The organism is Burkholderiales bacterium (genome assembly GCA_036262035.1).
GTDB lineage: Bacteria > Pseudomonadota > Gammaproteobacteria > Burkholderiales > SG8-41 > JAQGMV01.
Window position 1 is genome coordinate 99,092 of record DATAJS010000001.1, and the last position, 13,153, is coordinate 112,244.

Below are 13,153 nucleotides of genomic sequence, written 5' to 3' on the forward strand. Positions count from 1 at the left end.
ACTCAATGAAACGACTTGCATCGCATGCGGCAGTCGCTGTCGCCGCCTCGGCAGTAACTTGGCTGGCAATGTCGGGCGCGCCGGACTTCTCCACAGCCCACGCCCAGATCCCAACCCCCGCCGGCACGCGTCAGATCGATCTCTTCAAGACGACGATGGACGACGTCATGGGCCGGGTAGTGACGATCCGCCGCACCGAGCGCGATCCGGGCAGCGGCAGCCCGCCGCACCGCCATCCGGGCAGCCACACGTTCGGCTACATCCTCGAGGGCACGTACGAATTCAGGCTGAACGACGGGCCGGTGCAGAAGCTCGGCCCGGGGCAGACGTTCTACGAGCCGCCGAATTCACTCCATGCGGTCTCGCGCAACGGCGACGCGAAGACGACGGTGAAGTACCTGGTGATCCAGGTCTCCGACCCCACGAAGCCCGCAACAGTCCCCGAACCTTAGGCGGTGCGTTACGCGGCTTCGCCGCTAACACACCCTACGTGAGGAGCGTCGGTCAGCTACAGGTGGAAAAGGAAAGGGAGGTCCAAGGAGGGAAACCTTGGTTTCCCTCCTTGGCGTAACCGGAACGCTTCAACGAGCCGCGTAGCGGCTCATTGAAGCATGAACGTTTCGTATTCGAGCTGCGACAGCCTCCGCTCCAGCCACTGCATGGCGATCAGCACCACGATGAGCAGCGACAGCGCGTAGCCGTAGCCGTAGAACGCCGAGCCGAGATAGAACGACACCCACGTCATCACGATGTTGAGGATGACGAAGGACAGCGTCAGGATCATCACGATGATCCGCTTGTCCAGATAGAAGAACACGTTCAGCAGTCCCAGGAAGACCACCTGCAGGCTGGCGCCGACGACCTGGACGTACAGCAATGCCAGGTTGATCTCGGCGATTCCCGCGGCCGCGAGCATCGCCGGTCCGGCGATGAACACGATCAGCACCGTGATGCCCTGGATCTTGATGATCTCGAAGATGCCCTGGCGGATCGCGAACACCATCTCGTCGCGGATCTCGTTGAGGTAGTCGAGCGAGCCGCCGTCGCGCACCGCGTCGTAGAACTTCTGGTAGAAGTCGACGAAGTCGGTCTCGATGCGCACCAGGAACACCGCCATGCCCGGCATGATCGACAAGTACGCGAGGAACACCGGCAGGTCGTAGATCGGCGAGTGGTGTAAGAGACCGACGATCTGGTTCCCGGTGTCCGGGTTGTACCAGAACATGATCTTGTCGATCCAGATGCCGAGGTTGTAGAAGAGCCCGGTGAACGCGAGGCTGATGTAGATGCGGCGCTTGTCGAGGAAATCGAAGCCGATGAAGACGTTGCCCGGGTAGTTCCTGAAGATCATGAGCAGCATGCCCATGAGCAGCACGAAATGGCCGAGCACGAACGCGAGCATCAGCCCGTCGATCCCCATGCGCGACAGGAGCAGACCGCCGCCGACCACGATGATGTAGCCGACGCCGAACATCGTGACGATCACCTTGTACTGCTTGAGACCCGACAGGATGATCGTGCAGTCCCAGATGCAGCACATGATGACGAACGCGCCGAGCATGAGCAGCCGGTAGAGGTTGCTCTGGTCGGGGAAGAGGAAGAAGACCGCGGCCGTGCCGAGGATGCCGCTGGTGAGCACCGTGACCATCAGCAGCCCGTTGAACGTGGGCGTGACGAGGTCGGTACGCTTCTCGAAGAGCCGATCGGCGATGTAGCGCGTGTACGCGAGCTGGATGATGCCGGTGAGGATCAGCGAAGCCATGAACAGGTTCGTGATCGACACCTGGAACTGCACCACCGCCACCGGCGGCTGCACCGTCGTAGCGCTGTAGATACCGACCAGCAGGATGCCGATGATCGACAGTATCCACGGCCCCGAGCTGACCACGCCCGAGTAGCCGTACGCCTGGAAGATGCCCCAGTAAGTATCTTTCTGGAGGAGCTTCCGGAACTCGAACCCTATGCCCGCCATGCGTGTTCCTCGTAGACCGAGCGGTAGCGCTCGAACATCTGTTCCTGCCTGTAGTAGGTCTCGACCCGCCGCACCGCCGCGTCACTCGCGGTCTGCCACTTCTGCTTGTCGGTGAGCAGCTCGAGCGCCGCGCTCGCGAGCGACTGCGGATCGGCGATGCCGACGATCGAGCCCGCGGCGCCGATCGCCTGGTCTTCGGCGTCGAGACCGTAGACGAGCTGGCGGCACGCGCCGACGTCGGTCGCGACCGCCGGCACGCCCGCGGCGAAGCCTTCTAGCAGCACGAGCGGCAGCGCTTCGGAGATCGAGGAGAGCGCCACGCAGCCGATCTGCGGCAGCACGTCGGTCATCGACTGGAAGCCGAGAAACTTCACCTTGTCCTGCAGGCCCAGCCCGATCGCGAGGTTGTGGCATTCCTGCGCGTATTCGGGATCCTCGTCCTCCGGTCCGATGATCCAGCCTTCGGCTTCGGGGAGACGGTTGATCACGGTGCGCATCGCGCGCACGAACGTCATCACGTCCTTGATCGGCACCACGCGGCCGATCAGCGCGAGCACCGGCGGCGTTCTCGCCGGACGTTGCGAGCGCAGCGGCCCGTAGCGCGCGACGTCGATGCCGTTCGGGATGTTGGTGGTGCGCGCAGCGTCGGCGCCGTCCTCGATCTGCCGGCGGCGATTGCCTTCGAACAGCGCGATGATCGAGTCCGACGCGTCGTAACAGATCTTGCCGATGCCTTCGAAGAAGCGCATCCACATCTGGCGGAAGTAGGCGATCTCCGTCGGGTCGCGCTGGAAGATCACGCGGTTGTCCGGGATCCAGTGCGCGTTGAAGAGGTCGATCCGCCGTTCCTTGGTGTAAATGCCGTGCTCGGACAGGATGAGCGGCTTGCCGGTGCGGTATTTGAGCAGCGCGCCCAGCAGGCCCGCGTAACCGGTCGACACGGTGTGATACGCCTTGCACGGGATCAGGTTCTTGGCGATGTCCGCCAGCACCCAGATCGGCGCGTGCATGGTGCGCACGGTCCAGAAGTAATCGACGAACGACGGGTCCGACGAGAACTCGCGGTACTGCGCCGAGATGAATTCCCACGAGCGATGGCTGTAGAGGAAGTCCTCGTTGTTGAGGCGCCCGCCCGCGAGCTCCGGCGCGAGCTGCTTGAAGAGCTCGCGCCCTTCGGCGTGCGCGTGCGGCGCGCGGAAGTAGCGGTGCATCTCTTCGACCACAGCGAAGGTCGCCGGATCGCCTTCGATCTTCTCGATCTCGGGCGCGGCGCGCTTGGCGTAGAGGTAGTGGCGCTCGAAGTGCACCACGTTCTGCGGCAGCTCGTATTTCTGCTCGCCGTATTCCTCTTCGAGGCTGCCGACGAACACGACCGCGAAGCGCACGTCCGGGAAGCCGCGGATCATCTGGTTGACCCAGCTCGACACGCCGCCGGCGACGTACGGGAACGTGCCTTCGAGCAGCAAGCCGATGTCGGCTTCGCTGGCCTGGCGTTCGCCCGGCAGCGGCTCGCGCTTCTTGTCCTTGTCTTTCCTGAATTTCATGCCGCCCTACCCCCGACGTCCGCGCCGCGCGACCAGTACCGGACCGCCGCCTTCAGCCGCGGCGAATACTGGCCTTCGGACAACGAGCTGAAAATCCGGCGCACCTGTGCGTAGTCGCGCCGCTCGAAGGCCATCTGGCCGAGATACGCCAGCACGCGCGATTCCTCGATGCCGTTCGACACCGCGCGGTGGAGGGCCGCCTCCGCCGCCGGATCGCGCTTGAAGATGAGGAGCTTGCCCTTGAGGAACCACAGCCCGGCGTCCTCGGGCGCGAGCCGCATCGCCTCGTCGAGATAGCGCTCGGTCTCGCCCATCGCGTGCGCGCGCACGTCGCCGTGCACCAGTCCGCCGTAGACGAGCTCCCAGTACAGCTCGGCCAGGCGCCGCAGCACGATGAGCCGGGTTTCGGGATTGTTGGCCTGTTGCAGGTTGTCGAGCTCTTCGTGCACGAGCTGGTTGATGTTCTTTTCCTGATTGTCGAGGATGCCGTAGGCGACCAGCCGCACTTCGTCGGCGGTGTCGCCCAGCATCTCCTGCAGCAGCGGGTTCGCGATCTTGGGCGGCATGCCCTGCAGCGCCAGCAGCGACTTGAAGCGCGTCTCCTTGGGCACGCCGGAGTCGCGCAGGCGCGCGGTCAAACCGCCGGGACCGTACTTCGTGCGCTCGCGAATCTCGCGAGGCGGGAATTCGAATTCGATCGGCGGGATCTCGGCGTACGGCAGCTCGGGCACGTGGCGCGGCAGATACTTGGAGACCAGGGCAGCGATGACCATGCCGATCAGGCCGAGCACCGGGATGAAGAACGAAAAACCGAACAGGAGCACGATCACCGGAGCGACCGGGCGGCGCAGGTGCGGCGGCAGCGCGGCCGCGACGAACGCGGACAGGCACAGGCTCGCGAGCCCGTGCACGAGCAGGAAACCGAGGAGCTGCGTCGGGTTGCCCTCCTGGAACGGCGTCAGCCACATCACGGCGACGACTTCGAGGACAAGGGCGAGCAGCCCGACGATCAGGGTGATCATGCTGCGGATTCTCCGGTGACGATGCGGCCGAGCACGGCGAGCGGGTCGTGCTGCTCCATCGAGATCACGTACGGCCTGACGTGCAGCGTCTCGAAGTCGCCGCCGAAGCGGTCACGCAGCGCGTTCTCCATCCGCTCGAGGTAACCGCGCACCGCGATGTCGCTGGCGAGCGGCATCAGGTTGGCGATACCGGTCGACTCGCGCTCGCCGCCGCCGAACTGCCATTGCACGTCGAATCGTCTTCTCAGGCGGGTCGCGAAGAGGATCATGTCGACGCGCTCGGGGTGTGGCTGGAACTGGAGCACCACGACGTGGCTGTTGATGCCGAACTCGCGCTGCATGCGAACCAGCTTGACCATCTCGTCGGCGAAGTCGTACGGGCAGCGCGGCACGCGCGTCATCACCTGGCCGACGTCGTCGGAGACCACGACGCTGTCGGCGTAGAGACCGAGGAGCAGCGACATCGTGCGCAGCGTGTCCTCGTTCAGGGCGAAGAACGGCATGCGCGTGACCACGAGCACGCCGAGGAGCTGGTCGCCGCTGGTGAGGATGGGCGCGACGACGAGGTGCTCGGTGGGGATCTCGTTGCCGAGACCCTCGGTCTGCAGGTGCGCGAGCGTGCGCTTCTCCAGCGCGTACTCGAGCAGGCTGTCGTTGGGCTTGACCGGCGGCGGGTCGCCGAGCTTCGCCCGCTGAACGTAGCTGCCGTCGGAGATCTCGTAGATCGCCGCGGCTTCGAGCTGACAGTGGTGCGCCAGCAGCACCAGGATCTCCTGGGCGGCGGGCAGCGTAGCCCCCGAGCTTCTCACGGCCATCAGCATGCGCAGCTCGTACAACGCATCGCGCAGGGTTGCGGGCTGCGTGATGAGGTCGTGCTCCAGCTGATCGTGCGACAACCGGAGCACGTTGAGCTGATTCATGATGCGCGTGAAACGCTCGGTGAGATACGCGTTCAGCTCGCCGACGCGGCGCAGGCGCGTGCGCCACGTGGTGCTGTACTCGCCGGCGATCATCACGAGGATGAGACCCGCGAGGAAGTACAGCTTCGGAAACGCCGCGTTGATCGGTGTCAGCAGGAACCACCCGATCAACATGACGCCGGTGCTGACGATGCCGGCCATGACGCCGTAGCGCAGCGCCACGAGGATCGGCGCGAACCACGTCCACGGAAACTCGCCCTTGTTGACGAAGAACGGATCGTCCGGAGACACCAGATAGCACAGCCCGACGCCGATGATCGGGATGATGATGGCCTCCAGCCACAGCCAGCGGTTGGCGAGCAGCGGCGAAAACAGCGCCGATAGCCGCGTTTCGCCAAGCAGTTCTTTCTGAGTTCTATAGTCCATGCGCCGGCAGCTCCGTGCTTAGGCTCGTTTGAAGCGCGAGCGGTTTATTGCCAGCGAGCGGTGCGCGAGCCGCCCGTGCTGCTGATGTTGGCGGTCGAGAGCAGTTCCCGGATCAGCTTCTGCGCAACACCCGACAGCGATTCGCGGCTCCAGCCGCTCTTGCCGCCCACCCCGCTCCACACGACCTCGTTGCTCTGCAGGTCGATGATGTGCAGCGCCACGCCGACCGCGGGCTCGCCGTCGATGCCGACCTTGTAGCGCCACTCGTCGACCGCGCCGTACACGGCGTAGCGCGCGTTCTGCACCTTCGCCCACTTCTCGGCTTCGACGTAGACCTTGCGCTCGGACGGCTCGAACAGCGTGTCCTGGCTCATGATCGCGGGATAGCGCGTGATGTTGTTCACGCCGCCGGAGCGCAGCAGGCCCTCGACGATCGCCTCGGCGCGCAGGCCGGCCTGCGGCACGTCGGTGTGGTTGAGGATCGGCAGCATCACCCACTTGGCGCTGCCGTCCATGGGCGTCGTGTAATTGCGTGAGTCGGTCGTAGTGCACGCCGCGAGCAGCGCCGCGAGCAACATTGCTATCAAGATTCGCACGATGGTCTCCTTTACTTATTCACAACACTAGAAACGGTCAAACATGTACATGTACTTCACCCCAACTTCCCGCACCAGCTCGTTGGTCCCTGTGCCTCCACGCCCCTGTGACGCGTAGAGGGTCAGCTTGTCCGCACCGAACACCGAACCCGACGCGCCCAGTATCGCGCCGTAGCCCATTCCGGTCACGGTGTTATGCGAAATGCCTACGTCGACGAACGGCCGTATGGCGCGCGTATACGTCTCCCGATAGAACGTGCCGAAGCCGGTGTAGATGCCGTACACCGAGAAGCTGCCCGGCAGGTAGAACGACGAGGTCGGGATGGTGCCGTCGGGCGTGAGCATCGAGCTCGACGCATCGCCGGAGCCCGACAGGTTGTAATGGTTGAACGAGCCCTGCGCGCGCACGTGCAGATCCGGGTACTCGGTGCGGAAGCGGTGTCCCGTCTCCCACATCAGCGAGTGGCCGCTGCCGATGAAGGTGCGCTCGGTCTGCGTGTAGTAGCGGCTCGCCTGCAGCTCGCCCATGATCCATTCGCGCTTGCTCGGCTGGTAGCGCACGTTGACGAAGGCACGGTCGCGCACCGCGCCCACGGTCGTGGCCGAGGTCTCCAGCGCACGGTCGTTGTAGGCGAGGCCGATGCGCCCGTAGAGACGGGCGCCCAGCGGCCGCGCGTGGACGATACGGAAACCGGTCACCTCGGCGAGCGCGTCGCGATGGAACACCGACAGCCGCGTCTCGCCGATGGCGTGCCTGAAGAGCGCGGTCACGCCGTAAGCGGTGTCGTCGCCCGGGATGGTGCCGAACACGCCGGGGCTGTTGAGACCCATGTCGATGTGCGTGACGTCGAACGACAGGCGCAGGCGCGGGGACAGCCAGATGCCGGTCTCGGCGGTGTACTCGTTGCCGCTGATGGCGCCGCGGCGGAAGCGCGTATAGCCGGCTTCCCAGTAATTGTGCGTCGCGAGCACCGAGTTGGTGAGGCGCAGGTGCATCTCGTCGTCGTGCGGACGCTTCTCGAGCTCGGTGAAGGCGATGTCCTCGGCGAGCTTGTATTGCTGCGTCTGGTACGCCGCCTCGTGCCGGTCGTAACGCGGCACGTCGTCCATCTTGGTGTCGAGCAGGCGCTGCATGGTCTCGACGTCCTTCTCGACGACCGCGAGCAGCGACTCCGCCCACGTCGGCTTGACGACGTTCTTCGCGTACTGCCGGGTGAGCCACGCCTTGGCCGGTTCGTACATCTCGCCGCTGATCGCCCAGGCGAGCGCGATGTCGCGCACGCCGTTGTCCAGCGTGCGCCGCAGAGGATCCTGCGGGTCGGGCGCCAGGGCGTTGTCCTGGCGCAGCAGGTGGCGCATCACCGCCGAGACGCGATCGCCCGGCTCGAAGGTGATGGCGAGCCGCGCTTCGGCGCGCAGCAGCACCAGGCTCGGGTTCTCGCCTTCGGGAACCTTGGCCTTCTCCTCGCGCACTTTCAGCCACGCGTGCCTGCGCACGCGCCACGCCATGTCGGGCTCGTTGGCCTGCTCGAGCGCGTCGGCGTAGTTGAGCAGCCACAGGTAGTCGTCGGGATTGCGCTTGAGGATCTTCTGGAAATAGCCGAGCGCGGTGCGCGGGTCCTGCAGGATGACGAACGCCGCACCGGCCGCGCCTTCGAAGTCGGGATCGGTCCTCGCCCTCGTGACCACGATCTGCATCTGGCGCTTGAGGCGCTCGAGGTCGCGGTTGTCGATGAGGTGCCAGATGTAACCCAGCCGCGCGAGCTTGTGCTCGGGATCGATGCGCAGCGCTTCCTCGTAGTCCAGACGCGCGATCTCCGGCTGGCCGATCGCGTTGCGATATTGCCCGCGCAGCATCAGGAAGTCCGGGCTGGTCGCGACGAGCTGCGCCTCGACTTCGGGCGTGAGCTTCGCGAAGACCCGCTGCATCCCGATCCAGTCGCGGCGGTTGCTGTAGACCCCGAGCGCGAGGATGAGGTAGTCCGTGGTCCGGAAGCGGTCGTAGCCCCACTCCGCGAGGCGCGCCCCGGCTTCGGGGTACTGCGGGAGGAGGAGCTGGATGAGGCGGTTCAGGTCGTCGGGCTGGACCTTGCTGCTGGAGACGAGGACGTTGAGCGCGCGCTGTTGCGTGGCGTCGTCCTGCATCTCGCGCGCGAGGTTCGAGAGCATGCGCCAGTAGTTGTCCTCCTCCGCCGACATGTACGACTGGTAACCGGCGAGGAGATCGTAGGCGTCCTTGTAGCTGCCGCGCAGCATCAGCAGCGTCGCCAGCGTCATCACGCGGTCCTTGGTGGCGCCGGTACGCTGGATGAGCTCGCGATACGCCGCGATGGAACCGTCGAGGTCGCCCATGCGCTCGAGGAGGCTCGCGCGGCGCTCGAGGATCCCGGGGCGGCCGCTGCGCTGGTATTCGCGCTGCAGGATGTCGGCGGCTTCACGTGAACGGCCGACGCGCTCGTACGCGTCCGCCAGCGCGCGCACCTGACCTTCGGTCAGCGGCGCGCGGTCGGCCTGGTGGCGCATCGCTTCGAGCAGCGCCTCGTCGTCGTTGAGGCCGGGCGCGAGGCGCAGCACCGCCTGCCACGCCTCGGGGCGGTTGGTGCGCCGCGCGATGTACATCCACTGCTGCAGCGACTCCGGGTAGCGGTTGCTCCACTCCGACACCTGGGCGAGGCGCTCGCGCCACGCGAAGTCGTTCGGGGCCTGATGCACCGCCGCCGCGGCGACGCGATACGCGTCGTTCAGGTTCTTGTTCGACAGGAAGACGTCGTAGGCGAGCTTGTAGTCGTCGTTGTTGAAAGGCCGCATGCCGCGCATCACGTTGGGCGGCGAAGGCGGCGGCGCCGCCTGCGGGCCCTGGGCGGCGTGCGCGGACGGGACGAGCACGTCGGCGATGCGCGCGAGGAAGCGCGTGAACGCGCCCTGCTCCGACATCCGCATCAGCCGCCGCACGTACTGCTGCGCGCGCTGCGGCTCGTTCGACGCCTGCGCGAGCCGGATCATGTAACGCAGCATGTCGTCGTCGCGGAGCAGGTCGCCCGCGTTGCGCTCGGCCGCGTTCAGTGCCTCCCGCGGCATGTTGCCCGCCTGCAGCGCCGCGACGCCTTTCATGAAGTAATGCTTGCGGTCTTCGCGTGTCTGCGCGCGGTTCATCGCGATGAAGAAGATGTCGGACGCGGTGCGATACTCGCCGTCCGCCAGCGCCGCCGCGCCCGCTTCATCCACCCATTTGCGCTCCTGCTTCTCGTCGCTCCTGGCGATGCGCAGATAGATGTCCGAGCGCAGCTTGCGCGCGCCGAGCTGATTGGCGAGCGTCGCGAGCTCGAGCAAGCCCGTCGTGGGCCACTCGTACTGGCTCATCCCGACGAGCTCCTGGCGCAGCCGCTCCATCTCGCGCTTGCGCTCCGCGGAGTTCGGCGGCAGCGCCGTCATCTCCTGCATCTGGAGCTTGAAGTCCTGCAGGCGGGCGCGCTGGCGCACCGCCGGATCGGCGTGGTTGTACAGCGGCTCGAGCGCGGCCCGCGCCGCCTTGGTCTTGCCGACCTCCTGCTCTTTCTGCGCGTACTGGAAGCGCAGCTCCGGATTACCGGGCTGCTCCTTCGCGAGCTTGGCGAGGTACGTAAGGCTGACGTCCTCGGGACGCTCCTTGGTCACCGGCCCCTGCTGCACCAGCGAGCCGCGGTAACCCGGGAAGATCAGTACGAGCGTGACACTCACCGCCACCAGGATGCCCAGCAGGGTCCAGGGCGAGGTGAGGCGCTGTCGCGGCGGCTCAGGATGCGCAGGAGACCGAGATTCTTTCGATGCCATTTTGCTTTAGCTCATACCGAGTCATACCGCCTTGCGCGACCCCCGCCAGCGGCCCCGCGTCACCGTCGACCTGGCAGCCGGACACGTTTGCCAGGGAAAACCGCAACGGCACATAGCCTTGCAGGCCGAATCGCAGGGTGCTTCCATCGTGCTGCCAGCGCTCGACGCGGCCGTTCGCTTCGACGAGGTAAGGTTGGCTGGGCGCGTCAGGCGCCAGCCTGAGCAGCGCGTCGGGCGCTGCCGTGTGTACGTAAATATCGTTGGCGCGCCGCTGGAAGCCCGCGATCGCACGACTGGCCGAGACGTCGGGCACGCCGAGCGAGGACGGCATGCGCAGCTCACGTAACGTCCCGCCGCCGCGGATCATCCAGCCGTCCGCAGACCGCGCGACGACCATGCGGTTGAAGTCGAGCACTTTCTGCGCGTACTCGGAGGCGTAGACGTTCATCACCGGCTGCGCGAGCGCCCAGTCGTAGACCTTCGTCAGCGCGGCCAGCGCATCGCTGCGCGCGGCGGAAAGCGGCTGGTACTGGATGTCGATCGGCTTGATGCGATACGGAATCTCGGTGAGCTCGAACGTCTCGATCGCGCGCTCGAAGCCTGCGGGCTGCGAGAAGTTGGCGGTGAACGTAGCGTCCCCGCTCACCGGCGCGTGGACCTGGAAGCCCGAGCCTTTGCGCAAGCCCATCGGCCACACCAGCGTGTACGAGCGCCCCTGCTTGGTGGTCGCCGCGCCGCCGCCGTTCATGTTCAGCACGTTCTCCTGGAACGCGCGCGCGACCGTGGCGGCGGGCGGATTGGCGTCGCCGCCCCATAACACCATGCGCGCACGTTTGGCCGGCGGCGCGAGGCTGTTGACGTAGGCGATCGACGCGCCGAGGTCGTACTGGGGTTCGTGCATCGCCGCGATCTCCACGTGCGGTATCGCGAAGATGCGCCGTGCCGTCGCCTCCAGCATCGGCGAGAGCTGCGGGTTCCTGCCGTTCGACGCGGTTTCGCCGGCGGCGACGCCGACCGTGGTCGGCACGCGGTATTTCTGCAGGATCTCCCCGAGCGCTTCGCCGGCAGTGCGCCCGCCTTCCGCGGCGGCCGCGAAACCGTCGCCGTTCACGTGCACGATCATCAGGCGCCGTCCGTTCTCGGTCGTCACGTCGGGCACCGGCATGTCGGGCAGCGCGAGCGCGCGCCGCAGGAATTCGAAAGGCTGGATGATCCATCGGTAATAACCGGTCGCGCCGGGGACCGACGCCACCTCGTACGGCGCGAGCGCGTAGCCGCCCCACGGCATCATCGCGGCGGCATCCATCGAGTCGCCGCCGTTGCTGCGAAGTCGCAGCAGCACCGTGGCGTCCTTCGCCGCGAGCGGGACGAAGAAACGGGCGTCGGGCGCGGGCTGGTCTTCGTAACCGATGAGCTGATCGCGCACCACTGCGGTGAGCCGCTGCACGGGCGCGCGCGGCGCGGAGACCGCGATGCCGAACTCGCGCGCGAGATCGCTCGCCGGCGCGAACGGCAGCGTGCCCAGCATCGCGATGCGCATGCCGTCACGGCGCTGCCTGGCGAGCCACTCGTTCAGCGCCTGCTTGTTCGCCTGCGGCTCGGCGCCGAACCACGTGACGATGCCGGCGTAACGTCCGACCAGGGTGCCGGCGGGCAGGGGCGCGTTGATGTCGGCGTAATCGACGGCGTAACCGAGGTAGTTGAGCGGCAGGGTCGCGAACGCGTGCACGCGCTCGGCGTACAGGTTGAGCTCGTTGCCGCGGCTGTCGTAGAGCATGAGGATCTTGCGCGGCATCACCTCGATCGCGCCGACGCCGAGCGAGCCCAGATCGCTGGTGGTCACCCACGGCGTGAAACCGAGGCCCGCGACGCGCCGTGCGGTCTCTCGCGCGAGATCGCGCTCCCCGGGCGGCACGTACTCGATGGCGATGGCGGGCAAGCCGTACTCGTCACGCACGCGCTTCATCTGAGCGAGGATCCAGTCGCGGTCCTGCTGCGGCACCTCGACGTATTTGGAATCTTTCGCGTTCCAGCCGCGATAGATCGACTCCACCGCCACCGCGTACGCCTCGCCGTGAAGCTGCGGCAGGATCTCGAAGCCCCGGTTGAAGATGAGCTTGGCCTCGGGAAACGCCTTGCGGATCGCGCGCACGGTGTCGGCGAGCGCGGCCGCCTGCTTCGCACGGTCTTCGTCGGTCTTGGAGATCAGCTGGAAGGAATCCAGCGTATCGAGAAAAAAGCCGCGGTAACCCGCTTTCCACAGCGGCGCGATGATCCGGTCGATCAGGAACCGCGGCCAGCGGGCCTGCGTCTGGTCGATGACGACGCTGTTCCACGGCTCGTTCGCGCCCGGGATCCACTCGGGCGGCAGGTCCTTGGCGTACGGGCGCGTCCGCTCGACTTCACCCATCGAGACGTAGGCGAAAACCTGGGTGTTGCCGGCGGAATACGCACGCGGATCGGGCGCGTACTCGGGCTCGACGACGACGACGTCGAACGCCCTCAGCTCGTCCCAGGGCGGATTCGGTCCGTAAAAGAATGCAACGTTTGGCGATGCCGCATATGCGCACGCGCTCAGCAACAGCAATAGCCCGACGCTTTTTCGCAGCATCGTAACCAGCATCGGTGTTCCCGGCCCCTGTTATTGTCGCGCACATACAGCAAGCCTTATGCCTGCGGTATGTCGCGCTTCCGTCGATGTTTTTATTGGAAATTCGCCGGCTCCTCCCCCTCACACCCGAGTGCACTTTCCACAGCACGCGCGAAACGACCGGAAGGAAAGGACACCGTGCATGAAGCTTCGGCAGGTAGGCGTTCCGAATTTACCGTACGTACCCCATTGCGTCTATGACGAGGGCATGAG

General features: G+C 66.1%; 8 protein-coding genes. 1 reads left to right on the top strand and 7 read right to left on the bottom strand.

All coding sequences use genetic code 11. From position 1 onward, the window contains the following. Window positions 1-5: 5 nt before the first annotated feature. Window positions 6-452, top strand: coding sequence for a cupin domain-containing protein (locus VHP37_00425; protein ID HEX2824780.1), 447 nt, complete (start codon window positions 6-8; stop codon window positions 450-452). A gap of 149 nt (window positions 453-601) precedes the next feature. Here the strand turns inward: VHP37_00425 and pelG are convergent, their stop codons facing one another. From pelG to VHP37_00460, 7 genes are read right to left on the bottom strand one after another with little or no spacing between them, the layout of a single operon-like run. Further along, window positions 602-1,972 (bottom strand): exopolysaccharide Pel transporter PelG, encoded by a 1,371-nt coding sequence (pelG, locus tag VHP37_00430; protein ID HEX2824781.1) that lies wholly within the window; start codon window positions 1,970-1,972, stop codon window positions 602-604. Next, window positions 1,960-3,516, bottom strand: coding sequence for a GT4 family glycosyltransferase PelF (gene pelF / locus VHP37_00435; GenBank protein ID HEX2824782.1), 1,557 nt, complete (start codon window positions 3,514-3,516; stop codon window positions 1,960-1,962). Before pelF ends, pelG begins: the two co-directional genes overlap by 13 nt. Continuing rightward, window positions 3,513-4,538, bottom strand: coding sequence for a hypothetical protein (locus tag VHP37_00440; protein ID HEX2824783.1), 1,026 nt, complete (start codon window positions 4,536-4,538; stop codon window positions 3,513-3,515). The genes pelF and VHP37_00440 overlap by 4 nt, the downstream gene beginning before the upstream one ends. Next, on the bottom strand, window positions 4,535-5,884 hold the full coding sequence (locus VHP37_00445) for a PelD GGDEF domain-containing protein (protein HEX2824784.1): 1,350 nt from the start codon (window positions 5,882-5,884) through the stop codon (window positions 4,535-4,537). Before VHP37_00445 ends, VHP37_00440 begins: the two co-directional genes overlap by 4 nt. A 44-nt stretch (window positions 5,885-5,928) precedes the next feature. Further along, entirely contained in the window at window positions 5,929-6,480 is a 552-nt protein-coding gene (locus VHP37_00450) for a penicillin-binding protein activator LpoB (protein HEX2824785.1), read from the bottom strand. Window positions 6,481-6,507: 27 nt separating this feature from the next. Beyond that, the gene (locus VHP37_00455; GenBank protein ID HEX2824786.1) at window positions 6,508-10,290 is read right to left on the bottom strand and encodes a tetratricopeptide repeat protein; all 3,783 of its coding nucleotides are present in this window, start codon (window positions 10,288-10,290) and stop codon (window positions 6,508-6,510) included. Further along, window positions 10,253-12,901 (bottom strand): endo alpha-1,4 polygalactosaminidase, encoded by a 2,649-nt coding sequence (locus tag VHP37_00460; protein ID HEX2824787.1) that lies wholly within the window; start codon window positions 12,899-12,901, stop codon window positions 10,253-10,255. Before VHP37_00460 ends, VHP37_00455 begins: the two co-directional genes overlap by 38 nt. Window positions 12,902-13,153: the final 252 nt, after the last annotated feature.